Here is a 26,935-nt window from a genome sequence, read left to right as displayed (position 1 = left end):
GGAAGGACACGAAACACCTTGCTCCACACCACCCTCAGCGCGCGCCGATGGTCGGCGGGGCTGATCGCCGGCCTCCTCCTCACTGGCTGCCAACCCGGACCCTCCGGCTCGACATCGGCCACACCAGCTCCCGCGACGCCCTCGGCGTCCCCATCCCCGGCACTCGCGGCGACCGCGCCCGGCCTCACCCCACAGCAGCGCCTGCGCCTGCTCGCCGACACCATCACGGCCGCCCCCGCCGATCGCACCATCGACCTGCCCTACACCTACCTGCACACCCAATCCTGGACCCGTGCCACCAATGTCATCAGCCGCTCAGACCTACAGCGCTGGCGCCGCGACGCCGATGATTCCGGGCGCGAGGTGACGCGCCGGCTCCCCGACGTGCGTGGCCTCGCCCACCGCCCGAGATCCGACGAGCGCCGCCAGTTCGCCGCTGCCAGGACGAAGACGACGCGATACTTCAGCGGCGATCTCGAGCCCTACCTTCCCGAACCGCTGACCACTGACATCGCCGAGCTCGCTGGTGCGCTGGCCCCACGCGAACTGGCCGGCGAGCCCGCCTACCCGCGCATGCTCGTCCACGGCGTCATCGGCGTCGCCATCGGCCAATACCTCGACCGAGCACAGCGCGCAGCCACGCTGCGTGTCCTAGCCGACGTGCCGACCATTGGCTACCAGGGCGAGCGGACTGACCTCGCCGGACGAACCGGCCTCGGCTTCACCGTGAGGGCCGACAACTCCCAGACGCAGCTCATCATCCAGCCCAGCACTGGCGAAGTACTCTCCGCCCACGAACAGGTGCACGGTGCGAAGCCGGGCCTGTTCTCCTACGTGCTGATCCTCGAACGCGGCCACACCGCCACCGACACCCGAACACTTGCCGGGCGGCCCTGAGCTGCCCCGTCCACTCGGAGGGGCGCACCGGCGCGTCAGCTCGCCGGTGATGTCCGGCGCATGGAGTCCCGGCTGGCCCAGTCCCTATCGACGGCGTGGATCGCTGGCACCCTTCAGCCGTCCGCTGCTCGATATCAAGAACCGGCCGGAGAGGCCGAGTTGTTTCGCCGCTGCGCCGTGTACAGCGCGGTGACGTAGTGGTCGGTCGCCGTCGCGCCGGGTTGGCGGGCGATCACCTCGGCGACGCTGTCGAGGACCGCCTCGCGCTGGTCGGTGCTCAACTCACGGACGTTCGGGAAGGTCCCCCACAGCCCGCGCGCGCCGTGCGGGGTCAGCTGGTGCTCCCAGCGGATCATCTCGACCTGGACGGGGCCGAACCAGTCACCTGCCCGCAGTTCCGCCGTGCGCTCGACGACCCGCAGCGGCGCTGGCCTTCCGGCGGGGCCGCGCCCCTGCCCCGGTAGCCATCGTCGGTACACCGCGTCCAGCTCCGTGCGCCAGGGCGGGCTGCGGTCGGGGTCACCGAAGACCGTCCACCACACCGCCAGCACTCCGCCCGGCCGAACGAGGCGGGCCAGCCGTCGCACCGCCGCGCCCGCGTTCAGCCAGTGGAAGGCGGTGGCGCAGACCGCAAGGTCGAAGGTGTCGTCGGGCAGCGCCACGGTGGTGAAGTCGCCCTCGATCACGGTCACGTCGTGGCCGGTCAGGTTCGTTCGCAACCGGGCCGCCAGCCGGCCACCGAGTTCCACCGCCAGCACCGACGCGCCGGCGTCCACGAGGGAACGGGTCACCTGCCCGGTGCCAGGTCCGACCTCCAGGACGCGGGCGCCCGGTCGCAGCCCGCACTCGGCAAGCACCTCGTACACCCGCCGCGGGTATCCCGGCCGGGCCGCGTGGTAGTTGTCCGGGTCCTCGTCGAAGCTGCCGCGCCGGCTCAGCCGCTGGTCGTCACCGCCCACGTCGCGAGCGTATTCGCTCGGGCGACCGGGACCCGGCCCGACCGCACGCGTTGTGCGCCGCCGCTTGCGTCAGGGTGGGCTTCACCCCGCCTTGCGGCGTTTCTGGTCGATCTTCTTCGCGACGGCGTCGGCGGCGTCCTGGTGCAGCTGTTTGGTGACGCTCTGGTAGGTGTCGCGGGTCAGGGTGGTGGTGGAGTGGCCGAGTTGGTCGGAGAGGACCTTGATGTCGACGCCGGCATCGAGGGCGATGGTGGCGGCGCTGTGGCGCAGGTCGTGCAGCCGGATCGGTGGTAGGCCGGCCTTGCGGACGAGCCGGCGGAAGCGTTGGGTGACGGCGTTGGGGTGCCAGGGCTGCCCGTCGGGGCGGACGAAGAACAGTCCGGTGTCGGGCCACGCCGGGCCGGCGGCGAGTTGCCATTGGGCGCGGCGGGCCTTGTAGGCGGTGAGGACCTTGACGGTGTCGGCGTCGAGGGCGACGTCGCGGTTGCCGGCTCTGCTCTTCGGGAGTTTCTGCACGGGGGTGTAGCCGTGGGTGGCGATCTGGTTGTTGATGGTGGTCTCCCGTCGGTGCAGGCGGACCTCGCTGTCGCGCAGTCCGCAGGCCTCGCCGCGCCGAGGCCCCCGGTAGGCCATGTAGTGCCACATCGGGTGCAGGTCGGGAGCGTGCTGGGCGGCGTGGTCGAGGAAGTCGACGAGCTGGGTGTCGGTCCACACCATCACCGGTCCGGGCACCGTGCCGAAGTCCTTCCAGCGCTGCACGCGTTCGTCCTCCCACACGATCGGCAACGGTCGGTCACCCGGGGTTTTGACCAGCGCGGCCGGGTTGGAGCCGACGATGAGTTCGTCGGCGAGGGCATCGTTGATGGCCTTACGCAGGCAGGCGCGGATGCGCTGACGCCGGGCGGGGCCGGTGGGGCGCACCCCCGCGACCGACTGGCGCACCGCCGGGTCGGGGCTGGTTCTGGCCGCGAGGATCTCCCCGTTGCGGCGTCCTATCGCGGCGAACAAGTCACGGATGTGGCTGGTGCGCAGCTTGTCCAGCGGAACCTCCCCGAGGTGCGGGACGAGGTGCACACGCACGATCGACTCGTAGCCGCCGACGGTGTTCGCGTCGATAGTGAGGTGGCCCAGCCAGCCGGTCAGGTACTCGGCGACGGTCGGCATGTCCGCCAGAGGGCCATCGCCGCGCAGCCGCTGCCGGAGGCGGTCGACCTCGGGCAGCGGCCGCTTGGCCCGCACCGCGGCCTGGAGCACGTCGGCGATGTCGCTCCGCCGCCGCCGGTCTTTGCCGGCGAGGGCGAGTAGTTCCCGGGCCTGGTCGAGTTCGTCGGAGGCCGCGCGGCGGTTGGGTAGGCCGGCGCGGCGTAGTTGGCGGCGTCGGCCATCGGCGGTAGGTGGGAGTTCAAGTTGGTAGGCCCAGTGGCCGTGCTCGGAACTCCAGGCACGGTTGGGGCGGCGCAGCTTGGGACAGTCGTTTCCAAAGGGTTTGCCGGTGTCGGGGTGGCGGCAGCCGCAGCGTTTGAAAATGCTTCCGTCAGGCATGACAGGTGGTGCTCCTCGATCAGGTAGGGGTGCATCGGTTTCGTCGATCGACATCCACGCGTGATCCGCGAGCACGATCAAGTCGCCGGGACCGTCGTACGACGGTCCCGGCGCAAGGTCGGGGCGGGTACAAAGCCGCGCGCGTTGGCGCGGCGTGAGAGTTGGACGGGATGGGTCCCCGCCGGCGCGGAAGGCACCTACGGTGGAACGCTTGCGGCACCAGCGGCTTGCTCCGGAGTGGTCCCCGGGTCGTGCAGGTGCAGGACGGCGAGTAGCGGCGCCGTCGGTATCCGGTAGTGGGCGCCGACGCGGAAGTGCGGCACGGGGAACGCGTCGCGACGGATCAGCTTGTAGGCGGCAGAGCGGGACATGCCGAGCACCGCCGCGGCGGTTGCCAGGTCGGTGCTGGCACCCAGGGCGCGGACCCGCGCGGCCGTCCACGTCGGCTCCCGCTCACCCGCGGCCGCCTCTTCCCCAGACTGCAGTGGCACGGTTCGAGTGCGTCTGGACGATCTCATGGTCATCTCCTCAACGGTGGGTACGGGCGTACGGCATCAGGCAGAGGGCACGGCGGTAAGGCCAAGTGCTCGGAGATGGACTCGGCCCTCACCGCCGGAAGGCAGGAGCAGATCCGATAGGTCGTCGATCTGGCCCGGCGACATGCGGCACGGCCGTCCGGGACGACTCAAGCGGTGCTTACATCGGTGCTCGCTCATCTCCATAGCGGCTCCGCGCCGCGCCGGTCAGGGCGCTGACATCTGTAAAACCGCGCCTGTGTGCTCTGGCGAACGCCTGCCTGACTCACCGCCAACTCACAGGGACTCACAGGACCGCCCGTCCGGCCGCTCGCCCGGACCCCGCGGATGCGCCTCCGCCTTGTCGCCGACCCCACGGACAGTGGCAGAAGTCGATGAAACGGTGGATGGCGTGGCGGTTCACGGGTGCTCCGACAGCGTGTCCGCCGACGACTCGGCTGCGATGCCAACGCGTCACGGGGCTCAGCGGCGACAACCGGTCGGGAAATCAGGCGCGTCGATGACATATTGCCCGGGGGCATGTCCGTGGCCGACGGGCGCGGACACGGCTGGGGGGTGATTGACACACTCGGCCATGCGGCGCGGTGATGTCACGCCGGCCTGGCCATCGCCGACATGGGTCGGACTTCTGCCAACCTGCGCCGGTGTCACTCAAGGTCAATGGCACGCGCGTGACCGAGATGTCCCGGCCCTGCTCAGCGACCCCGCCGGACGTTTTGTCAACGACGGGCATCGATGACATGCGCGGCGTCGCGGACACTGGGCCGGACACGGATGACACGCTGCGCCGAACTTGAGTCCATGGCCGCCGCGCACGCTATCGAGCGAGATACCTCGACGTCACGTGACCGTCGGCGAACGCGTGTCCGGACAAAGTGACACAGCGTCTCCGCCGACGTTCCTGCCCTCAGGGAGGCAGTCGCCGCCGCCTGCGTGGACAGGATGTCCATCGACGGACCTCGTTGACACTGGTTCACGCGCCTCCCGGCGAGGCAGCCGGGACGGCGGGTTGCCTACCACTGCTGCACCCGCCGACGACTGACACGGTGCGGTGCCAGGCATGTTCCCCCGGGCGGGGGGATGCGGCAGGTGGTCGGGTTTCGCGCCACTGCCGGCGTCGTCGCTGGCGTTGGCTCGTGCGGGCAGAGGATGCCACGCCGCTGTGAGTCGCTGTGAGTCTTTGTTGTGAGCGGCTGTGAGTCGCTGTGAGTGCGAGGGTGTATAGGGGCCCTCCGGAGACTCTCTTGTCGGACACTTCTCGCACCCGCCCCTACGCTCACAGCCCTGCTCAGCACCCCTCGCGCGACGTGACCAGCGGCGGTGCGACCTCGGTGGCGAGAACGGCAGCGGCGCACCTTCGGTGGCGCGAAGATCAACGGAGATGTCAGTCCGATGGCAACCGAGATGGTTCCTGGCCAACAGCAGTGACCCGATCGCGTATGACGGACGCGATTCGCTGACCAGACGGGCGGGGCCAGCGGCTGTGAGCCGCTGTGAGTGGCTGTGAGTGGCTGTGAGCCGCTGTGAGTGGTGGGCGCGGCCCGACGATCGTGACCCTTTCGCTCAGCCGTCCGGGTGCCACCCACGGTGCGCCTCGGTGACCCACAGCCCTGTTCAGCCGTACTGCGGCCCGTCCGCGTCGCCCGCCAGGTGCCGGACTGACGCCCGGAGTTCGAGTGGGGCGCTACTGCGGCCCGCTGGGGGCGAAAGGCGGGCTTGACCTGCGCTGTGAGCGGTTGTGAGTGGGCCGTGGCGTAATCGGCATCCCAGCGTCGCCGAAAAGACGGCGGCGACCCTCGATGGTCTCTGACCGAGGAGTACTGATCATGAGTGTGTCCGACACGATCTTCCCTGCCGCGCCCCTGGACGCCGTCGACGTGGCGTTCGCGGCGCTGACCAGCGACCCGGTGCCCCTGTCCCTCGACCTCGACGAGATCGGTCCGAATGTAGGCCTACCGACGGGTGTCCTGGCGCTGCCGGCGCTGCGGGACTGGCTGCTGACGAACCCGCGCGCTTACACGGCCCGCGACACGGTGTGGCGGGAGCTGATCCGTCGCGCCCGCCTGGACGGACCGCAGTGGGTCATCGCCGCGGTCGGCATGGCGATGCCGGCGCTGCGCCGCTACGCGAGGCGGTTGTCCGACGGTTACCGCGGTGACCCCGACGACATCGGCGCGGAGGTCCTCGCCGGATTCCTGGCGGCGCTGCATGACCACGTGGACGTGGCCCGCCGGGCGCCGTACGCGTCGTTGTGCCGGGCCGGGTGGCGCGCCGGGCACGCGCTGCGCCAGCAGGCCAGCGAGTTCATCCCGGTCGAGGACGTGGAGCGCGTCACGGGACCACGGACCCCGCAGGTGCCCTACGGGCATCCCGACGTGCTGGTACGCCGCGCGGTGCGCCTGGGCATCCTCGACGCCGACGACGAGCAGCCCTACATCGACGTGCGGCTGGGACGGCGGGCCATGGACCCGATCGCGGCCCAGATGGGCATCAGCACCGACGCCCTGCGCATGCGGTTGGGTCGCATCGACACTCGCCTCGCCGAGGCCCTCGCCAGCGGCATGCTGACCGGCGCGGCGTCCCCGCAGGCCACCGAAGCGTTGGCGGCGCGAGCCCAACGCCGCGCCAGTCTGCGCGCCGCCAGCCGCAATCGCATCCCCACCACCACCGCCACATCGACGGCAGTCGCGTAGGTCCGCTCCCGGAGACCCCCTCGTGACGACGTCATTTCCTTGCCGGGTTCACCTGAGCCTGGGCTGGATCTGTCCGTTGACAGCGAGGTCGAACCGCGTCCGCCCCGTGAACAGGGGGTGGGTCATCTTCGATGGCAGAAACTCGATCCGAACCAGATTCGATGGCAAGAAGCTCAACGTCGGCGGCAACGGACAAGATCACCTCGGCTGGGAAAACCGCCCGCTGTGAGCGGCTGTGAGCGGCTGTGAGCGGGGCAGGCGTTCGCCAGAGCACACAAACGGCGGTTTCTTAATGACGGCGCCAGAAGCCGCGCTCGGATTCTCGCCGCACCGCATGACCGGCCGGTGATCCGGCCGCGCGGACCAGTCGGTTCCGTGCCAGGGCGGCCGTCCGGGCACGGAACCGGCGATCTGGCACCGCACTGTCACCCACTGCGACGCACGACCGCGGTGGCGTGATCCGCCCGAGGTGTGCCGCATCGACGCGGTCACACGGGCATTCATCCACCCCTGCCACCCCCTATCCGGGGATGGCGCCATGTTGGAGGTACCGGTCATGTTGACCACCTACCATCCTCAGTTCACTGTCCCGTCCACCCGACCGATCCCGGCGGAGCTGCTCCTGGCCGAGTGCGGCCGCATGCGCCTGCCCGACTGGTGGGCCGTCGAGATGCTCGCCGAGCACCGGGTCCTGACCACCGCGCAGCTCACCGCACTCGGCTTCGCCACCACCACGGCGTCGGCCACCCGACGTCTGGCGATCCTCGCCCGCCGCGGCTGGATCGACCGCCTCTGGAACACCGGCACCGCGGTCACCGCCGATACCTGGTGGTGCCTGGGCCCGATCGGCGCCCAACTCACCCCACTCGGCGAAGACCACGACGTCCCACCGGCGCAGGTGTACCGGGCCCGCGACCGGCTCCGCCAGCATGCGGGGCTGCCCGGCCTGCTGCAGGCTAACGACTTCTTCGTCGACCTGGCCACCCACGCGCTCACCGAACCGGGGAGCGACCTACGCACCTGGTGGTCACCGCGCACCTGCCGATACGTCACCGGAGCGCGGCATGCCGCCTGGCACGGCGAGTACATCCACGACCGCGACCGCCACGCGTTCTGGTACCAGCCCGACCCCGGCGAGATCCGTCCCGCCGACCTTGCCGACCGCGTCCACGCCTACCGGCGGCTGGCCGAACAGACCGGCCTGGCGACCCTGCTGTTCCACGCCGCCGACCCGCAGCGCGAGCAGGACCTGCGCCGCTACCTCGAGCGCCGCAACACGCGGCACCTCACCGTCGTCACCAGCAACCCCGAGCACGGCCACCCGGCCGACCCGGTCTGGCAGCCGATCGGCGAGACACACCGCCTCGCCCTGACCGACCTTCCCCACACCCCCGAGCAGTGGCCGCCCGACACCGTGACCTTCAAGCAGGTACGGCCCCAAGCCCCACACCCCATCTACGACCCCGAGCGCCCCTACGAAGAATCCGTCGCCGACTGCGAGTACCACTACCCGCCGCGACCCTGACCAACCGACCGCTGCTCCTCGACCGGCCCACCCGGGCCGGTCGAGGAGCAGACCGGGGCGACCCAACGAAGCGCCCACCCGGTCACTGTCAGAGGACTACCGGAGGTTGCCGTTCGCTTCGAACCCGAACGGCAACGCCGGCAGCTCTCACACCGCAGGCCGCAGCCGCTGTGACTAACTTCGATCGACAGCTGGCTGACTGCCCGTATCACCGGAAGTTCGTCACACGCGTGAGACCAGGCAGGTTGGCATGTCCGACCAGGCTTTCGGACAGCGACCGCGGACCTCCGCCGGCTCCCGCCCGCTGCGGCCGCTGGGCGCACCAACCTCACACCCGCTCGCACCTCTGACCTTGGAGCAACAATGATGATCACCCCGCACCGCGAACCTCACCAGCCTCACCGGCCCGACTCACACCCACCCTCTCCGCACCGTCACGCCGAACCCGTTGTGCCCGGCGCTTCAGCGGTCAGTGCCGATCTCCGTTCTACCGTCCGTCTTGATCCTGACCCCCAACCTGACCCCCCGCTGCCGCTCACAGCCCAGGTCAGCCCCGCTGTCAGGAGTCTGGGACCGCTCCAGACAGACCCTCCAGTCTGGGGTCTCTCCCCCAGGGCTGGTGCTCATGGGTAAACACCTACCGGCCGCGGATCCGCTGCTGCGTCTGCAGGCCAGCATCACCGCCCGCGACGACCGGCTCCTCGGTTGGCTCTACGACCACGGCGTGCTCACCACCGACCAGATCGCCGCCGCCCTGTTCCCATCCCTGGACTTCACCCAACGCCGGCTACGCCGCCTCACCGCCCTGCGGGCGGTCGACCGGTTCCGGCCCAACAAAGCAGACGGAGGCTCGCACCCATACCACTACGTCCTGGATCAACTCGGCTACGACCACGTCCACGCCCAACGCGGACTCCCACGAGGCCGCCGGGACCAGGCCCGCCGCCGCAAACACTCCCTGACCAACCGACCGGACCTGCCGCACCTGCTCGGCGGCAACCAGGTCTTCATCGACCTCGCCGCCCACGCCCGCACCCACCCCGACAGCGACCTCGTCCGCTGGCAGCCCGCGTCGGCCTACCACGAACCCGGCACCCTCTACCGCAAAGGCGCCAACCCGCACCTCATCCTTGCCGGAGCGACGGGCCTCCCCCGCCCGGACGGCGCCGGGATATGGACAGAGCACGAACGGTCCGTGCCGTTCTTCCTCGAGTACGACACCAGCGGTGAGAACCTGCAGGTCCTCATCGACAAAGTCATCAAATACGAGCGGCTGTACATGCTGAGCACCTGGGCATGGCCGGTGCTGTTGCACCTACCCTCCGCACGACGCGAGGCGAACCTGCACCACCGGATCGCCGGCACCGGCCTGAAGACGGTCATCGCCACCACCACCGCCGAACTACGCACCGCCCTCGCCGCCAACCCCGCCCACCAGATCTGGCAACTACCCGGCCGTCCCGGCCGTCACCGCCTCATCGACCTGCCCTACACCGACACCCACCACGACGACCACTACCCCACCGACCAGCCCACCCCCGACGATCGGGCCGCCTAATGGGGCAGCGCGATACATTGCGCGTGCGGCGGCCTGCAGGCCGCACACGCCGCCGAACCCACCCCACCGCCAGCTCGCCCAGCCGGTAACCGTCACCCGCCGAACGGGCGCGCACCGGGGCGACCGGAATCGGCCTGCGCGTCGATCGGGAAGCTGTCAGAGTCTGACAACCACGCTGTCCGGCGACAGCGCCCGCACTCACACCGGCGGCACGCCGCTGTGAGTTGCTGTGAGCGGCGAACCACTTCACTTGCGTAGCCACCAGAGGTATCGTCTGCGGTTCTTCACCGCACGCCGACCCGCCGCCGACCCCGGCCGGCGAAACGCAAGCAACTCGCCGCCGCCTACCGCGCCCACCAGATCGGCGGCGGGCAGGCCTGGCGGGACATCGCCGACGGCAACAGCGTCGTCATCGCCACGAGCGTGCTCGTACGCGACCCGACCGCCGCCATCGCCGCTCGGGTATGGCTGCCTCCCGAGGAGCCCAGCTTCCGCGCGACGCTGCCGCAGCACCCTCCGGCCGCGTCACCGCTCAGGACCGCGCCTAACGTCACTACGACGAGGCAGCCGCAGCCTCCGGCCGGCGCGAGCGCATCGACCTCGTCGGCGACATCCTCGACGCCGCCGACGAGGTCGCTTAGCTCCTCGACGCTTTCGCCATCGCGCAGCTGCGCACCTCCCGGTACCCCGCCACCCTCCCCGACCTGAACGACCAAGACCCCGAACTCGTCGACATGGTCCTGGCCTGATGGGCCAACCGCGACGACCCGGACCTAACCCACCAAGCCCGCATCGCGCTGCTCAACCGGCACCTGAATGCCTGGACACTCAGGCCGAACAACTCCTTACTGCCGCCGACCGCCACGGCGACCACCCCCGGCTACGCGCCGCCGCCACCACACTCGTCAACCGTTACCAGTTCCTGCCCACACGGGAGTTCAGCCTCCCACCCCACCCGCCGCGCAACGGCTGGGAGCGAGTACGGGCGGCAGCCGCCCGCGAGAAAAAGGTCGCCGCCGTCAGAGCACACCTCCCGCGGCGCATCCGCCGCCGAACCACCCTCGAGCAGCTCCGCGCTGATCACGACCGCGAGCACCTGCTCGTCTGCGACACCTGCGCGATCGCCTATCCCGCCCCGACCCCGAGGGCGAGCACTGTCGTGACGGCGAGGTGCCCGTACTGCGCCACCGGAACGCCGCTGCCCTACGAGCGGCACGGGCAGCGAGGTGCCACCTGCCGCTTTCGACGGCGAGCCTGTACCCTTCTCCAGCCCACACCGCCTCGCAGAGAAAACCGCCCGAAAGGTGCTGACCCAGGACCTAAACAAGCTTGGTTCTCATCATGGAACGCGGCGCTGCCGGCGGGTATGGTGCGCCCGGTCGACGCCGCCACACGGCGACGGAAAGACGCTCGCCGGTGGCTCGCCACGCGGCGACCAGAGCCTCAGTCCACACCAGGGCTCCGGGCCGATGCCGTGCGGGGCGTCCCACTCACCGTGCCGTTGTCGTTGGGCAGTCCGTCCGGATCGCGTCGGTGAGGGCCGCGCGCCGGGTGGTGTGGATGTGCTGCGACGTACAGGCCGCCTGCGGCCGGCCGGAGCGGTTACGGATGACGGCGATTTGCACGTACGCGGCATTGAGCCGCCGCGAGTTCAGGCCCCGGGGATCAGCTGTAGATATGAGGAATCATTCCTCGATCTCAAGGCTGCAGCCCGAAGCGCTTGGCCTTCGCGGAGAGTCACCCGACGGTGTCGTGTACCCGACCGGGTTCGAGGCGGCTCTGTCGGCGCTGCGAAACATCGTGGAGCCCAAATTTGCTCGAAGTGATGTTGACGCTTGACACGGTCGGGCAGATGGGCTGAGCTCATACCGGCACGAAGCTCGACTGGAGGGTGGCGTAACGGTGCAGGGCGACCAAGGCTCGGTTCTTTCGCTATTTACGGGGGCAGGCGGTCTGGATCTGGGCTTGGAGTATGCCGGCTTCGAGACAAAAGCCTGTATCGAGATCGACCCCTTCTGTGCTGACACGCTGCGGGAAAATCGGCCTTCCTGGAAGCAGTTGGACAGCGGCGACGTGACCGTCGCCGCCCGCACCGTCACGCCGAAGCATCTTGGCATGAAAGTCGGGGAACTAGATCTAGTTGCCGGCGGGCCGCCGTGTCAGCCGTTCTCGATGGCTGCTCAGTGGGCGAGCAGCGGGCGCAGGGGCATGGACGACGACCGGGCGCAGACCGTGGTTGCGATGCTGGACCTGGTGGAGGCCTTTCTTCCCAAGGCATTGTTCATCGAGAACGTTGCCGGCTTCCTGCGCGGGAAGATCTCGGCTTCGCCGTTCATCAGCGATCGCCTTGCTGCGATCAATGACAAGCACGGCACCGCATACGACCTACATGCGCGAATCGTCGACGCGGCCGATTACGGCGTGCCACAACGACGCAATCGAGTTATCGGCATCGCAACCCGGGACGGGCGGGCGATGGAGATGCCATCCCCGACCCACGCCGACGCGCCGGTACGAGCCTGGGATGCGATCGGCGACCTGGCCGAGACGGACATTCCGCCTGTCCAGGGCACCTGGGCCGAGCTGCTGGCCTCAATTCCGGAGGGGGGGAACTACCAGTACCTGACGTCTCGCGGTGGCGGTGAGGAGTTGTTCGGATACCGCACACGATACTGGTCATTCCTACTGAAGCTGGCGAAGGACCAGCCCGCATGGACTTTGCCAGCCAGCCCTGGGCCGTCAACCGGACCTTTCCACTGGGATAACCGGCCGCTGACTGTCCGCGAGTGCCTCCGGCTGCAGACCTTCCCCGACGAGTGGCATCTGGTTGGCCCTCACCGGCAGCGCATCAAGCAGGCCGGGAACGCCACGCCCCCGTTGCTTGCCGAGGTGGTCGGCCGGGCATTACTGGCACATCTACGTGGTGCGTCGGCGCAGGGGCAGGAACAGGGAAAACCTCAGCTGTTGAAGGAGCGGCAAGAGGGGCAAGTGCCGGCAGCTGTTCCGCCGGCGCCGGTACCCGAGCGCTTTCGGCCGTTGGTAGGCAGCAAAAAGGCTCACCCCGGCGCCGGGAAGGGCCCATCACCACGGGAGGCGGCATCCAGCTTGTCGCGAGGAGGTTCCACCAGAGAGTGATCCGCTTTCTGGCCTTCACCGTTGCCGGATACGCATCAGCGAGACTCGTTAGTGAAGCGCACTTTGAAACGGTAGGGCGAGCGGAAGCGCAAGGGTGAGGGCCACCATGACGGAGCAACGCATTGGGACGTCGGGAGCACGGCGGTCGGTAGGCGCGCAGGAGGCGGAACCATGGCCAGCATTCCTATCCTAGTCGAGCAGCCAGCTCATCGGCGGTCCAGTCGGTAGCCGGGCGGGCATCCCAGCGGGCCGACCGAAACGCACAGTCCCGCTCTTCGTTCTCCGGATTGCCACTCAGGACGGCGATCTTCTGGGCCGGCCAGGCCAGCTCGGCGCGCTGGCCCTCGTCGCCCAACTCGAAACCGGTTACTGGGGCTGGCAGCCCGCGACCGACCAAATCCTGCAGCAGGTACTCCATCGCGGGCTTGCTTCGGTCGGCCTGGCGCATCACCTCGCGCCAGGCATCCTCGTCAGCCGCGACGGCATCGACTTTCACCGAGCCGAGCAGGCCCGCGATCTCGTCGGGTTCGACCTGGCCCCGGCCCTGCCCCGGCCGGCGAAGGTCGTCGAGGAGAGCGCCGAAGCTCTCCTGTGCTGCCGCGTGCTGCCCCGCACACAGCTGTAGGAGCCCAATTTGCCGGCGCAGCAGCAGCGATCGAGGGCTCCGCGGTTCCTCACCGGCTACGAGGTCGGTCAGTTGAAGGAGCGCCCGCGTGGTGTGTCCGGTTGAGGCGTCGCACAGCGCCGACTTAAGCCGACAGTCGAATACCCGCACATCGTCGGTCAGGTCAGCGGCCAGCGCGTGATAGACCGGGCCGGCCTCCTGGTAGGCGCCGCCACCGTACAGCGCTTCGGCTAGGCGACGGCGTATGCCCAGCACCTCAGGTTTGGTGCTGCCAAACGTCCCAGCCGCTCGAGAGACCATGCCGCGCAGGAGGTGGGCCGCCTGGCCGTAACTGCCGTTGCCGACGAGGCGGTCGGCGCGTTCGCGTGTGGCAGCGACGTCGGCGAGAGTCACGTGAGTGTTTGCGGGCCGTGCCGGCGCGAAAGAAGGCGCCCGTTCGGAATGGACAGCGACCATCGCTGCGGCGTACCTCTCCACCGGGCTCGGCCCCGGGGCGGGTGCGAGCACGCTGGTGAGTCCGGCGGCGTCCGCGTACGGCAACAGCCGCGAGTAGACCTCCTCGGCGCCGCCCGGCCGGTCACCGGGCTTCTTCGCCAGCAGTTGCAGGACGAGCTGTTCCAGCTCAGCTGGGATTTCCGGGCGCATCTCGCGAACCGCCGGCGGTGCGGTGGTGACCTGCCGGGTTAGCACGGTGAAGAGGCTGCCCTCGAACACGTGGCGGCCGGTGAGCATCTCGTGCAGTGTGCAGCCGAGCGCGTACAGGTCGGTTGCCGGCTCGCTCAAGTTCGCCTCGACCTGCTCGGGTGCCATGTACGCCGGAGTGCCGAGCTGATCGGTGGTGACGGTGATCCGAGAGTAGTCGGCCAGCGTCGGCGCCGTGGCGAGGCCAAAGTCGAGGACCTTTACGCACCCGTCCTTGGTCAGCATGAGGTTGCTGGGCTTGAGGTCGCGGTGGATGAGCGACGCTGCGTGTGCGGCAGCGAGTACAGCGCACACCTGCGCGGCGATCGCTGCGGCCCAGCCGACCGGCAGCGGTCCCTGTTCGGCGACCAGATCGGCGATCGTGATGCCGTGCAGGCGCTGCATGACCAGGAACGGCTGGTCCTCGTCGCCGGTGCCGAAGTCGTAGACCGTTGCAATTCCGGGGTGCTCGAGGCGGGCGGTGATCCGGGCCTCGCGCCGGAACCGACGGATATGCTCGGGTTTCGGCGTGCCGCTGGGAGTCCGGATGAACTTGACCGCGATCTCCCGGTCGAGTTTCCTGTCCCAACCTACCCAGATTTCACCCATTCCGCCGTGGGCCAACGGGCTGTCCAGCCGATATCGTCCGCCACTGAGCGTGCGCTCGGGCAAATCTCCTCCTCGTTGCCGTGCTGACACTCTACGGCGACCCTGCATGGCTGTGTCCATTCTCGGTATACACGCCACCGCGAGGCAGAAGCTGTTGACACAGCTTTCAAAGGCTGGTTCCCTGGTGTTCTTGGAGGTTGCCACGAACTCTCCGAGCGGACGCTGTGACCGAGGGGTGAGCGTGGACCTGCCAGCCTGGAACGCCAAGCTTTTCGCCGACATCCGTGACCGCGGACGCGCGGGCGAACGGCTCTACCTGTACGTCGACCGCAACCTGCTGGCGAAGCTTTCCGACCGGCCCGCCCAGGACGCCCTCGACGACTTCTGCCATGCGTTCCGCGCCACGATGGGAACCGACCCGTTCCGCCGCGGGGCAGCGGCGGCGCGGCACTGGCGGCGCGCCGGTTTCCCCGGCGAGCCTCCAATCGTGGCTCACCTGGCGATGGCCGTTCTCGCGGTGACCGAGGAGCCGCTCGTCGGCACCCACAGCATCTACGCCCGGCAGAACCGTCTGCTCGGCTTCGAGGCGACACCGACCGAGCCCTCGGGCTACGGCGACGACATGATCAGTCTCTGGACCGTTTGGAACGCCTGGCTGGACGGTCCGGGCAGCGCCTACGGCGTACGGACGGCGGTGACCCACGACCATTGGTCCCGCCAGGGCTGGGCACGGAGCCAGGCGCTGGTGCGCTTCGCCGACCGGCTGCAGATCGAGCAGTACATTGCCGCCCACGGCGGCGTGGTCTCGTTCCCGGACCTCCTGGCCTGGCTCCGGCTGCGCCGCCCTGACATGGAGCGTCGCTTCCGGGAGGAGCCGGCCCTGGTCATCCTCGGCGACGTTCTCGATGAGGAGACCGCGCGCTGGCGCCAGGAGGGACCGCGGGTGCCGAACCGCTCCGGCGGTCGCGGCCTGCTGCTGTACGACGACTGGATGGGCTCGTTTCACGGCGCGCTCCGGGTGGACGACGCCCTCGCGGGTCGGGTCGTGGACCTGGGTTCCGGCGAGTTCCGGACGGCCGATGAGTCCGACGGCGTACTCACAGTGGCCACCGACGTGACCACCGAGGTGCTGCTGCGCGAGGGCTTCGAGCACCGGCTCACCGATGGCGTGGTGCAGCGGTTCGGCGGCGAGTCGGTCTATGTCCTGCGCGGGGACCCGCTGGTCACCGGCCTGCTCCAGGTCCGCTCCTGGGATCGCCGGGGCACGGCGGACGTCCTGGTACGTCAGGACCGACTGCCGACCGTACGGGCTGCGCTGAGTGAGCATGGTGTGGCGGCCAAGGAGAGCCCCGCGGCCAAGCCGGGCTGGAGCTGGTTCCGGCATCTGACCGTGAGCCCCACCGACACCGCGGTCCTCGCCTGCCTGGGCCTCGCTCGGGTGGCCGCCGCCACGCAGTCCCAGCCGGTGCTCCTGCAGGGCGGTCTTCGCCTGCGCAACACGACCTACCTGGTCGGCGGTGAGCCTGATCTCGTCGTCGAAGGCGACGAGCTGTCGAAAGTAGAAATAGACGGCTCACCTCAGCCGCTCGCCGCGGAGCCGCCGCGGCTGCGCCTGGCCGACCTCTACCTGGACCCTGCCAAGCACACGATCGGCACCCCGCTCGGCGACCTCACGTTCACCACGGTTAACTTCTGCCGGGAGCAAGCGGCGGCGAGCGACATCGGCATACCGGTCAAGCGACAGCCGGGCGGCGAACCGGTTTTCGGTTCCGCGGTACGCGACCGCACACCGGAAATGATCGCCGGCGGTCTGCTGACCGGCGTCGAAGTCGCCGAGCCGATGGTGGTCCGGCGTTCAGCGTCGGCCGAAATGCTTTTGATCACCGAGCACGGCGAGATCAGCGAGGTACGCCCCGGCACCGCACACTGGCTGCGTGCGCTCGACCTGGAGCCCACCACGATCGACGTGCTGGCCGCGATCCGCACCTCGACGGACGCCCCAGTGGCCTGCGTCGTGCTCTGCAACAAGCACCGCGTCCAGGCGATCGCCGTCCCGCCCGGCACGCCCCGCATGGACGGCCGGGTCGAGCTGCGGCCGCGGCCGGACGTGCTGGGCCAGCTTGCCACCACCGTCGGCACCTGGTCGTGGATCAGCACGCCGCATCCGCGGATTCGGCAGATCCTGAGCATGGCGATCCGCCGTACGCCGTCGTCGCCACCCGTGACGGTCTGGCGCCGGCCCGCCGAGGTCGCCGTACGCACCGACGTGGACGACGGTCCGCTCCCCGACAATCCGTACGACGATGTGCTGACCTGGCTCTCCGAGCGCGAGTATGGGCGGGCGTCGATCCGCGACTTCGGCGAGGCCTGGGAGTGGGCCTGCGACCGGAACGGCTACCCGGAAATGGCGCTCTGGTGGCGCCGGGCGCTGCGAACGCTCGAAGAACTCGGCCACATCGAGCGGGACTACGGGACCCGGCAGGTCGGTGTCGCCCCGGCCGTACTGGTGGCCCTGCCCGCCTCCTCGGGCCTGTACGTGCTGACCGGCGCCCGGCCGGTTCGGCTGGTCGAGCGGCTGGCCACTCCGGACGACCCGGACCCGCTCGTGGCGGACGCCGCCGAGGCTTGGGCCGTGCACGTTCGTAGCCCGTTGGACGGCGAAGGCCGACCTGCCGGTCCTCAGGTGATCTATCTAGAGTGCGACCCGGCGCAGCGAGTGACCATCCGAGCCGGCCTCCTGCGTCTGGGCGTCAAGCTGACCGGCGTGACGGCCGACGCGCTGCTGGAACTGCTGCCCGAAATCCGACGGTTAGACCTGGTCGGTGAGCCGCTGACGATGTCGCCGAGCCGGCAGATGTGGACGCGACGGCGCACGCCGCAGAACGTATTCGATTGGGTCGAGGTCTCCGTCGATGCCGCCCCTGGCTTCTACTGCTACCAGCTCAGCTACCGGAAGATGTACGCCTGGCGGCCGACAGTCGGCGCCGAGTTGGTCCGGGTCGCGTACGAAGTCGGCGAATGGCTTGCTCGGGCGGAGGTAGGCAAGACCCGGCTGTTGCTGGCCGAGGAGGGTGCCCGCCGGCTGCTGGCCGCTCCGGCGGACCTGCCGCTGCCCCGAATGCTGTCCCGGGCGCTCGTGCTGCGCACCGGCCTGCCGCCGCGCATCGCCCAGCCTCGTATCGGCGACAAGCCCTATCGGATTTACGGGAACGTTGACGCGCGGACCGCAGAGCGAGTCGCCCACCTGCTCGCGCAGACCCCTGATCACACTGGCATCACGACGCGCCTCGCTGCATAAGGAGCTTGCATCGATGACTTCTTTCCCTCTCACCCTGGACGGGCTGCAGGGCTACCTCGAGGACGCGTTCCTGCGCTACTACGAGACCGCCTACGAGCTGCGCGACGCCAAGCTGGCGGCCGAGCGGCGGCAGCTGCTCAGCGCCCGGGGCACGGCGTTCATCGACCCGTACGTCGAGCTGATGCCGTCGTACCCGTCATCGTCCGCGACTCGGGAACAGATCTTCGACAGCCTCGGCCTGCCAGAGGCTGCCGAACTCGTCGGCGCCGGCCTGCTGCCGCACCCCTCGCCGTGGGCGCACCAGGAGAAGGCGCTCCGCGAGTCGCTGGCCGGCCGAGACGTGATCGTCGGCACCGGCACCGGCTCGGGTAAGACCGAGTCCTTCCTGCTGCCGGTCGTGACCGGCCTGGTGCAGGAGTCGCGGGACTGGAAGACCCAGGCATCGACGCCCAGCGCCCCGCGCTGGTGGGCCGGCAAGGGCGGCGCCTTCCAGCCGCAGCGCAGCGGCGAAATGGGCCGGCTCGCAGGAATCCGGGCCCTGCTGCTCTACCCGATGAACGCGCTCGTCGAGGACCAGCTGGTGCGACTACGGACCGCGCTGGACTCACCCGCCGCCCGTGAGTGGCTGGGCCGACACCGTAGCGGACACCGCTTCTACTTCGGCCGGTACACCGGCCGGACCCCGCTGCCGGGCACTCGGGAGACCGCGAGCGCCGAGAAAGTGCGGCACCTCGCCCGGCTGATGCGCTCGGCGGAGGCCCGGCACCGGCGCCTGCAAGAGGGCATCGACGCGGGCAAAATCGCCGGGACCGCGCGCTACTTCCTGCCCGCGCTGGACGGTGCGGAGATGCGCTCGCGGTGGGACATGCAGCACGCTGCGCCGGACATTTTGATCACCAACTACAGCATGCTGTCTATCGCGCTGTCCCGCTCGGACGAGGCACCGATGATCGAGGCGACCCGTCGCTGGTTGGAGGCGTCGCCGGCGCACCAGTTCAATCTGGTCGTCGACGAGTTGCACATGTACCGGGGAACCGCCGGCACCGAAGTGGCCTACCTGTTGCGCCGCCTAATGAGCGCGCTCGGCCTGAACCGGCGCCCCGATCAGCTCCGGGTGATCGGCACGTCGGCCAGCATTCAGGACGATGAGGAGGGCCGTGCCTTCCTCGGGGAGTTCTTCGCGCGCAACGGCAGCAGGGACTTCACCTTCATCAAGGCCAATCCCAGCAAACCGGCCGGCTCGGATGACCTCAGCCGTCTACTCGAGCCGCTGCTGGCGAGGACGGCTACCGTCGATGACCTGCCGGCCGACGAATCGGTCAAGCGGGCGTTCACGCTGGCCATGTCGGGCGACGACGGCTTCCGACCGCGCTCGGTGACCACCGTCGCCGAGCGGCTGTTCCCCGGCGCTGACCCGGATCAGGCACGCAAAGCGCTCGACCATCTGGTCCGCCTGCTGGGCCAGCAGTCGTCGCCGGCCGCCCGGCTGCGCGGGCACCTCTTCGTGCGTACGCTGCAGGGCCTCTGGGCGTGCACCGACCCAGAGTGTTCGGAGGTGCCCGCCGGGCTGCGCGACGACGAGCGGCGGATGGGTGCGCTGTACGCGTCGCAGCGGTTCACCTGTGAGTGCGGCGCCCGCGTCCTGGAGCTGCTGTACTGCCAGTCGTGCGGTGAGAGCATGCTCGGCGGGTACGTGGCGCGCGCTGGGAACCGCGATTTCCTGGTCTCTTCGATCGCCTCACTAGACGAGCTTCCGGACCGTGCCCCGGCCGGTCGAAACGCGCAGAACTACCGGGTCTACTGGCCGACCGACCGCAAGCCGGTGGTCACCAAGTCCTGGCAGCGCACCGGCACCCGGATTGGCAACGACGCCAAGGCTCCGGTCTACAAGATGCGGTTCGTCGGCGTCAGCTATTCGCCGGGTACCGGGCTGCTGGACCTAAACAACAAGCGAAGGCCCACCGGATACGTGTTCGTGCTGGCGGCCGACGGCGCGGAGGACCGGATGCCCGCGTTCCCCACGCGGTGCCCGTCCTGCGGCGACGACAAGGAATGGGTGCAGAAGAGCAAGCGGGTGGAGGACCGGCAGCGGTCGCGGTCGTCGATCCGTACGCAGGGTGTCGGTTTCGACCGCGCCAACCAGGTCCTCACCGGTGCCCTCAAGCGGCGGCTGAATTCCCGGCTGGTGGCCTTCTCGGACAGCCGGCAGGGCGCCGCCCGGGTGTCCGCGAACCTCGAGCTTGCCCACTACCTCGACCTGATCCGGGCCCTGCTCCTCACGTTATTGCGCGCCCAGTCGGGGGACGGGACGCTGCTGCAGCGGCTGCTCGACGGCGACAAGGCACCGGAGGTCAGTGAGTTCTTCAACCGCCTGCAGGCCGCCGACCGGGACGGCGCCGCTGCCGTGCTCAAGAAGATGAGCGGGTTCCCGCCCCTGGACGCAGGCGACGAACGCGCGCTCGCCGCGGTCACCGAGCGGTTAGGCGGCCGGCCCAGCCTCATCGACCTCGTCCGGGACCTCCAGCCGATGCTATTGGCGCTCGGAGTGAATCCTGGCGGACCGGCACCTAGCCGCAGCAAGGTGGGCGACGCTTCGTGGACCACGCTCTACGACTGGGATACCAATCCGGTCCGCGACCGGGGCAGCGTGCTCGACAGCGACGCCAGGAACCTGCTCGGCCGGATCGAGAAGGCCCTCGCCGAGCAGGTGGTCGCGACGGTGTTCGCGGGTGGCGACCGGGATGTCGAGTCGCTCGGGGTGGCGCACGTAGTGCCTGCGGCGCCGGTCTCACTCGGCGCCCTCGATGCCCGGGTCGCCCACGAGTTCGCCTGCTCGACACTGCGGATCCTGGGGCGGCGCCGCCGGCTGCCGTGGACCCAGGACGCGGTGTTCGACTGGCCGACGGAACTCAAAGAGTACGCCGACAAGGTGGCGGCGGCGCACGGGAGTGGTCTTGACGGCGAAGGACTACTCGAGGCCCTCGGCGCCCGGCTTAAGGTCGGCGAGTCCTCCGGGTACCGCGTCGATCCGGGGCAGATGCGCATCGCACTGGCCGATCAGCCGAAGGTGTGGCGGTGCCTGACCTGCCGCACCAAGCACCTGCACGCCAGCGCGGGCATTTGCGTCACCTGTAAGCGGCCGCTGCCGGCCGATCCGGAGCCGTTCGACCCGCACAAGGACGACTACTACGCGTGGCTCGCCGACCAGGACGGCGGGGCCTTCCGGCTGCACTGCGAGGAACTCACCGGACAGACCGACCCGCTCGACGCACAGGCCCGGCAGGCGCGCTTCCAGGGAGTCTTCCTGGACGGGACCGAAGTGCCGGCGGTCGACGAGATCGACGTACTCTCGGTGACGACCACGATGGAGGCGGGCGTGGACATCGGCGCCCTCAGTGGCGTGGTTATGGCCAACATGCCCCCGCAACGGTTCAACTACCAGCAGCGGGTCGGTCGCGCCGGGCGGCGCAGCGAGCACCTCGCGGTCGCGCTCACCGTCTGCCGCGGTGCCCGCAGCCACGACGAGCACTACTTCGCGAACCCGGCCTCGATCACCGGCGACGAGCCGCCGCAGCCGTTCCTCGACATGCGGTCCGAGCCGATCTTCCGGCGGGCGTTCACCGCCGAGGTGCTCACCCAGGTCTTCCGGGCCGCGGCGTTGCGGGTCCGGTTCGACGGCGGCCGCAGCGTGCACGGCGAGTTCGGCTCGACCCGGACCTGGGCGGAACATCCCGATCTTGCGGACGTGGTCGGGGAAACGCTTGCCACCGGGCACGACCAGTGGGCGAACGTCGCCCGTGGCCTGCTCGCCGGCACCCTGCTGGCCGACACGTACGCCGATGACCTGGCCACCTGGGCGGCAACGCTGCTGGCCGACGAGATCGCGGCGGTGGCAAAAGCGGCGCGGGTGCCGGAGCTGTCGGAGGCGCTGGCCCAGGCCGGTCTGCTGCCGATGTTCGGGTTCCCAACCCAGGTGCGCGTGCTCTACACCGGCCGGCCGCGAGGCTGGGAGGAGCCGAGCACGCTGGACCGCGACGCCGGGATCGCGATCTCCGAGTTCGCGCCGGGCTCGGAGATCGTCAAGGACAAGTCCGTGCACACCGCGGTCGGCGTGGTGGACTATCTGCGCCGTCCCGACGGAAGCTGGCAGGAGAGCGCCGAGGATCCGCTGGGCGAACCCCGCCTCGCCGGCATCTGCCGGTCCTGCCTCGGCGTCACGAACGACCCGGTCGAGAAGTGCCCGCACTGCGGTGCCGGCGAGCCCGAATTCGCCCAGTTGAGCCTGGCTGAGCCTTTGGGCTACCGGGCGTCATACTGGCCCCGAGACTACGAGCAGCTTGGCGAGCCGACCGCGCGTGCCTCCCAGCCCCGGCTGGCTCTGGACGAGACGGCGGACCGGACTTACGAGAACGCGGTGGTCCGGTCGACGAACAGCGAGATCCTCGCGGTCAACGACAACAATGGCGAACTGTTTCAGTTCACCCCGGCCAACCGCGTCGTCCAGAAGAACACGTACCCGGCTCCCGGGCTGATCGAGATCACGCTGGTCGCCGACAAGGAGCGCCAGGATCGGGCAAGGCTCTGGGGGCATACCCAGGAGGGCACGCCACGTCCGCCGGTCGCCCTCGCCGCCCGGCGGCGGACCGACGTGCTCGTCGTCGGCCTGGACCAGCTCGAGCCCGGGCTGGTGGTCAACCCGCAGATTGCGGCGGGACGCGGCGGTTGGGCCTCACTCGGCTACCTGCTGCGCGACGCCGCGGTCAAGTGGCTGGACATCGGCCCGGATGAAATCCAGGTCGGCGTACACCCGCGCAGGCGGGACGAGCACCTGCTCGGCGAGCTGTTCATCGCCGATACCCTGGAGAACGGCGCCGGATATGCGTCCCGACTGGCCGACAAGATCGACGTCCTCTTCGACGAGGCCGACCGGCACGCCAAGGCACTCTGGGTGCACGGGGGTGGCCGGCCTTGCGACTCCAGCTGCCACAGTTGCCTGCGCGACTACAACAACCGTGCCTGGCACCCGCTGCTGGACTGGCGGCTGGCGGTGGATCTCCTGGACCTCCTGCGCGGACGACCGCTAGCGGTCGACCGTCAGCTTGATCGCGATCTCAACGCGGCGAAGAAGTTCGCCCGCGACTTCTCCTATACGGTCGAAGTCGACGGCAACGTGCCGATCATCCAGGCGCGCGGGCGGCGGCCACTGGCAATCATGCACCCGTTCGAGGACCAGTCCCCGACGTCCGCCAACCTGCGCGTGGACCGCATCCGTCGGCAGCACAGCGGCGTCCTGCTCGAGACGTCCTTCGATCTCCTCCGCCGGCCAGGCGCTTTGATGGCCAAGCTGATGTCCGCCTAATTGACGGGAAGATCTGACATCACTGTTCACGTATGACGTCTTCATCGAGACTGTACATTCCCCGTGTGCAGCACAGACCAACAGTCACCGCCGCCGACATCGCCCGCCTGACCGGTGTTGGTCGGGCAGCGGTGAGCAACTGGCGCAAGCGGTACGACTCTTTCCCGGTGCCGGTCGGCGGTACCGCCGCAAGTCCTCAGTTCGACCTCGAGGAGATCGAGCGATGGCTGGCCGAGCACGGCAAGCTGCCCGCGGTCGCGGACGAGGACCGGCTCTGGCGCAACCTGCTGGCCGCCGCCGGTGACCCGGCTGCGGCTCTGGCCGCGGCCGGCGAGCACCTGTGCGGCGACCGCCCCCTCCCGTTCGAGGCGCTGCGCGAGGAGCTGACCGGCCTCAGCGCGAAGCACGGGGTCCGGAACGCGTTCGAGGCGTTGTGGCGACGCTTTGCCGACCTGCCGGGGAAGCGCACGGTCACCACGCCAGAGGCGCTCAGTGAGCTGATAACCCGGCTGGCGCGGGTGCGAGGCGGCACGGTCCTCGACCCAGCCTGCGGCACCGGTCGACTGCTGCGCGCAGCGGCCGCAGCCGGGGCCACCACGGTGTACGGGCAGGACAACGACCCCGCCGCTACCCGGCTGGCGCAGCTGTGGGTGGAGATTAACGAACTTCCCGGCGAGGTCCGCCTCGGCGACTCGCTGCGCCAGGACGCCTTCGGAGGACTCGAGGCCGACGCGGTCGTGGTCAACCCGCCATTCGGGCTGACCAACTGGGGCCACGGGGAACTCGGCTACGACCGTCGCTGGGAATTCGGCGTCCCACCTCGTACCGAACCCGAGCTGGCCTGGGTGCAGCACGCGCTCGCTCATCTCAAGCCGGGCGGCCGCGCCGTTGTGCTGATGCCGCCCGCGGCAGCGAGCCGGCGTGCCGGCCGACGCATCCGCGCTGAGCTGCTGCGTCGAGGCACTATGGTAGCGATTATCGCGCTACCACCGGGAGCGGCTGCCCCGCACGCCATCGGACTGCATCTGTGGGTGCTGCAGCGCACCACGCAACCTACGGCGACGGTCCGCCTGGTAGACGCCTCGACCGAGCCGCTGGACCAGGCGTACCAGCGAATTGTGGCGGCAGTGGACGGCGACGGCGGCTTGGGCTCGACGACTTCGGTCATCGACCTGCTCGACGAGGAGGTGGACCTTACGCCTAGCCGACACGTAGCGGCGGCCGAATCCAGCCTCGACACGGTCGCAGCGCTGCGGCAGAGCCGCGATCGGCTGGAGGGCCTCCTGGCCAGCCTTCCGCCGTTGCTGCCAGCGGTCGACGCCACCGCAGCTCCCCAGTCGCCGCTCGCGGTGGCGGTCAGCGATCTCGTGCGCTCAGGGCAGCTGGAGCTACTTGGGCCGGTACGGGCCGGTGGGCTGCCAGAGCCTGACCAAGCGGTGCTGACCAGCGACGACGTCATTGCCGGGCGGCCCGGCACCGGTCGGGCCGGCGAGATGTTCACCCCGCGCATTGTCGTGCGTGCTGGTGACGTCGTCGTGCCGACGACCGCGCCCGCACTGTCCGCCCGGGTCATCGTTGACGGTGGTGAGTTGCTCGGGCGAAGCTTGATCTTGTTGCGGGGTCACCCGGAGGCACTCGACCCCTGGTTCCTCGCCGGCCACCTGCGGACTGCTTCTAACGAGCGGCAGGCGTTGAGTCTCTCTGGCGTGCAACGGTTCGATGTGCGCCGGGCGCAGGTGCCCCGGATCCCGCTCGACGAACAGCAGCGGCAGGGCACGGCCTTCCGGCAGGTGCAGCTGCTCGAGGACGCGATTCGTTCCGCCACCCGGCAAAGCGAAGAATTCGCACGGCAGCTCGCCGTAGGACTAATAGCGGGATTGGTGACGGTTCGGAACGGGCACGCACAGCGGGATACGAGCGGCTAGCTAGTCGCCAGGATTCGCCTCGCCACCGTCGGCTCAGACCAACACACCAACGAGCCACCCAACCCGACCCCGATCGCCGCATAACATCAAACCGGATCCAGCGGTGGCCGTCTCTTACACCACCTGCACGGACGCGACCCACGTTGGTGCGCTCCCTACGCCACGTATGCAATGCTGCTGACAGCAGATCAATGACGCACCGAAAGGGGGCAGGAATGAGCGACGTCCGCTTTACGGAAGGAATTCTCAATCTGGCCCAAGCCGGGCGTCATCTCCGGGTCCCGCAACAGACTTTCCACCGGTGGGCGCGCGGCTACCAACGCGGCGGTCCGCTGCTGCACGTCGCCGATGGTCATCCGGACGTCCTGCCGGTCACGTTCATCGCCCTAGCCGAGGCACACGTGCTGGAGGCGCTGCGGAGCGCAGGCGTGCGTCCGCAGAAGATCCGCCCAGCCCTGACGGAACTCCAGCGGCAGTTCGGCCGCGAGTACGTCCTTATCGCACCCGAGCTGGCCACTGACGGCATCGACGTGCTGTGGGACTTCAACAAAACCCGCCCCGGGGAGGGCCTGATCGTCGGTGGCACCAACCAACATGTGATCAAGGAAATCGTGGCCGATCACATGGAGTACATCGCTTTCGACAGCGAAGGGATCCCCGAGCAGCTGACGCTGTCCAACTGGCAGCCAGCCAAGGTGATCGTCAACATGCGGCGCTCGTTCGGGCAGCCGATCTTCGCAGCCACGGGAACCCGGGTGGTGGACGTCGCCGGCATGATGAAGGCGGGTGAGAGCGCTGAAACAGTCGCGGACGAGTTCGGAATCGGCATCCACGACGCCCGAGCCGCCGCACGCGTCCTCCTGGGCCGCGCCGCCTGAGTTTTACATCGACGAGAACATGCACGGCCGGTCACTGCGCCGGTGCATCACCGACCTCGGCTACCAGGTGCACAGCCCCGCGTCTGTGTTCACCCGGGATCGGCTGGAGCAGGGTGTCAGGGACGAGGACTGGCTGCCGGTGATCGGCGAAAAGGGCTGGGTCGTGTTCGGCCGCGACCAGTACATCCTCAAGCGGGAGCTGGAGCTGCAAGCCTTCGTCAAGGCCAAAGTGCACATGTTCCTCTTCCCCGGCGATGCGGCCCGCGACCACATCATCGAGTTGGTGCGGCTGAACCTGGCCCGGATCTGCGCACTGGCGTCGGCCCGCCAACCGAACGTCTACTGGCTCAGGCGAGACAGCGTGACGAGCTACGAAGAGCGCCTCGCCGAGATTCGCCGCCGCCGCTCATAGAGGGCCCGCGCGACCTGGCGTGACGACGACGCGCGCCGCGTTGCTGTCAGCCTGACCGTAGCCGTGCTGCAACCTGCGGGGTGCTTGTCAACGCCGGCTGAAATGTGACCCCGCTGGTCCGGGTGGGTTCCAGGAACCACGGGGTCAGTTTCACGCGGCGTCGACAGTGCTGACTTCATGAGTTGTTCGGCCGACGCCGAGGCCCGGGTTTCAGGTGGTCGTGGGCGTCTGACAAGAACTCTCCGTCGAAGGCTCGACAGACCCCCTCTGCTGTCAAGTACGAGACAGAGAACGGGTTAGCAC

Annotated in this window: 15 protein-coding genes; 10 read left to right on the top strand and 5 right to left on the bottom strand. The window is 69.3% G+C overall.

The genetic code is table 11. The features are described 5' to 3' along the window. Window positions 1–18: 18 nt before the first annotated feature. Window positions 19–897: a hypothetical protein gene (locus tag ACFYPR_RS05750; RefSeq protein WP_387258740.1), complete on the top strand. Its 879-nt coding sequence runs from the start codon at window positions 19–21 to the stop codon at window positions 895–897. 134 nt (window positions 898–1,031) lie between these two features. On the opposite strand, the gene ACFYPR_RS05745 is transcribed toward ACFYPR_RS05750, so the two are convergent. The 3 genes from ACFYPR_RS05745 to ACFYPR_RS05735 form a co-directional block, all read right to left on the bottom strand. Further along, window positions 1,032–1,856, bottom strand: coding sequence for a class I SAM-dependent methyltransferase (locus ACFYPR_RS05745; RefSeq protein WP_387258738.1), 825 nt, complete (start codon window positions 1,854–1,856; stop codon window positions 1,032–1,034). An 81-nt stretch (window positions 1,857–1,937) separates the two neighbouring features. Then, complete coding sequence (locus ACFYPR_RS05740; RefSeq protein ID WP_387258736.1) at window positions 1,938–3,398, bottom strand: tyrosine-type recombinase/integrase; 1,461 nt, start codon at window positions 3,396–3,398, stop codon at window positions 1,938–1,940. Window positions 3,399–3,595: 197 nt separating this feature from the next. Next, on the bottom strand, window positions 3,596–3,889 hold the full coding sequence (locus tag ACFYPR_RS05735) for a helix-turn-helix domain-containing protein (protein ID WP_387258734.1): 294 nt from the start codon (window positions 3,887–3,889) through the stop codon (window positions 3,596–3,598). Window positions 3,890–5,760: 1,871 nt separating this feature from the next. On the opposite strand from ACFYPR_RS05735, the gene ACFYPR_RS05730 reads away from it, so the two are divergent. From ACFYPR_RS05730 to ACFYPR_RS05720, 3 genes are all read left to right on the top strand, one after another. After that, the gene (locus tag ACFYPR_RS05730) at window positions 5,761–6,627 is read left to right on the top strand and encodes a hypothetical protein (protein ID WP_387258733.1); all 867 of its coding nucleotides are present in this window, start codon (window positions 5,761–5,763) and stop codon (window positions 6,625–6,627) included. Window positions 6,628–7,165: 538 nt separating this feature from the next. Next, window positions 7,166–8,152 (top strand): replication-relaxation family protein, encoded by a 987-nt coding sequence (locus ACFYPR_RS05725; protein WP_387258731.1) that lies wholly within the window; start codon window positions 7,166–7,168, stop codon window positions 8,150–8,152. A 625-nt stretch (window positions 8,153–8,777) separates the two neighbouring features. Continuing rightward, window positions 8,778–9,710, top strand: a complete 933-nt coding sequence (locus tag ACFYPR_RS05720; protein ID WP_387258729.1) for a replication-relaxation family protein — start codon at window positions 8,778–8,780, stop codon at window positions 9,708–9,710. Window positions 9,711–10,054: 344 nt separating this feature from the next. On the opposite strand, the gene ACFYPR_RS05715 is transcribed toward ACFYPR_RS05720, so the two are convergent. After that, the gene (locus ACFYPR_RS05715) at window positions 10,055–10,426 is read right to left on the bottom strand and encodes a hypothetical protein (RefSeq protein WP_387258728.1); all 372 of its coding nucleotides are present in this window, start codon (window positions 10,424–10,426) and stop codon (window positions 10,055–10,057) included. 1,186 nt (window positions 10,427–11,612) lie between these two features. Between ACFYPR_RS05715 and ACFYPR_RS05710 the strand changes: the two genes are divergently transcribed. Beyond that, window positions 11,613–12,845, top strand: coding sequence for a DNA cytosine methyltransferase (locus tag ACFYPR_RS05710; protein WP_387258727.1), 1,233 nt, complete (start codon window positions 11,613–11,615; stop codon window positions 12,843–12,845). Window positions 12,846–13,029: 184 nt separating this feature from the next. Here the strand turns inward: ACFYPR_RS05710 and ACFYPR_RS05705 are convergent, their stop codons facing one another. Further along, window positions 13,030–14,823, bottom strand: coding sequence for a serine/threonine-protein kinase (locus ACFYPR_RS05705; RefSeq protein WP_387258725.1), 1,794 nt, complete (start codon window positions 14,821–14,823; stop codon window positions 13,030–13,032). A 178-nt stretch (window positions 14,824–15,001) separates the two neighbouring features. Between ACFYPR_RS05705 and ACFYPR_RS05700 the strand changes: the two genes are divergently transcribed. The 5 genes from ACFYPR_RS05700 to ACFYPR_RS05680 all read left to right on the top strand — a co-directional run bounded on the left by ACFYPR_RS05700 (window position 15,002) and on the right by ACFYPR_RS05680 (window position 26,632). After that, a complete protein-coding gene (locus ACFYPR_RS05700; protein ID WP_387258723.1) occupies window positions 15,002–18,058 on the top strand; it encodes a hypothetical protein in 3,057 nt (1,018 codons plus the stop codon). Between the two features lie 13 nt (window positions 18,059–18,071). Further along, entirely contained in the window at window positions 18,072–23,417 is a 5,346-nt protein-coding gene (locus ACFYPR_RS05695) for a DEAD/DEAH box helicase (RefSeq protein ID WP_387258721.1), read from the top strand. A gap of 65 nt (window positions 23,418–23,482) precedes the next feature. Continuing rightward, entirely contained in the window at window positions 23,483–25,342 is a 1,860-nt protein-coding gene (locus tag ACFYPR_RS05690) for an N-6 DNA methylase (protein WP_387258719.1), read from the top strand. A 215-nt stretch (window positions 25,343–25,557) separates the two neighbouring features. Continuing rightward, on the top strand, window positions 25,558–26,220 hold the full coding sequence (locus tag ACFYPR_RS05685; RefSeq protein WP_387258718.1) for a DUF433 domain-containing protein: 663 nt from the start codon (window positions 25,558–25,560) through the stop codon (window positions 26,218–26,220). Next, window positions 26,129–26,632: a hypothetical protein gene (locus tag ACFYPR_RS05680; RefSeq protein ID WP_387258716.1), complete on the top strand. Its 504-nt coding sequence runs from the start codon at window positions 26,129–26,131 to the stop codon at window positions 26,630–26,632. Before ACFYPR_RS05685 ends, ACFYPR_RS05680 begins: the two co-directional genes overlap by 92 nt. Window positions 26,633–26,935 lie beyond the last annotated feature (303 nt).

It is taken from the genome of Micromonospora sp. NPDC005254 (assembly GCF_042872525.1).
Taxonomy (GTDB): Bacteria; Actinomycetota; Actinomycetes; order Mycobacteriales; family Micromonosporaceae; genus Micromonospora.
This window is presented reverse-complemented; position numbering and strand designations above follow the sequence as displayed.

Excerpts from the sequence above, each read along its gene's own strand:
- ACFYPR_RS05740 (WP_387258736.1), bottom strand. The coding sequence starts at position 3,398 with ATGCCTGACGGAAGCATTTTCAAACGCTGCGGCTGCCGCCACCCCGAC.
- ACFYPR_RS05730 (WP_387258733.1), top strand. The coding sequence starts at position 5,761 with ATGAGTGTGTCCGACACGATCTTCCCTGCCGCGCCCCTGGACGCCGTC.
- ACFYPR_RS05725 (WP_387258731.1), top strand. The coding sequence starts at position 7,166 with ATGTTGGAGGTACCGGTCATGTTGACCACCTACCATCCTCAGTTCACT.
- ACFYPR_RS05720 (WP_387258729.1), top strand. The coding sequence starts at position 8,778 with ATGGGTAAACACCTACCGGCCGCGGATCCGCTGCTGCGTCTGCAGGCC.
- ACFYPR_RS05695 (WP_387258721.1), top strand. The coding sequence starts at position 18,072 with ATGACTTCTTTCCCTCTCACCCTGGACGGGCTGCAGGGCTACCTCGAG.
- ACFYPR_RS05685 (WP_387258718.1), top strand. The coding sequence starts at position 25,558 with ATGAGCGACGTCCGCTTTACGGAAGGAATTCTCAATCTGGCCCAAGCC.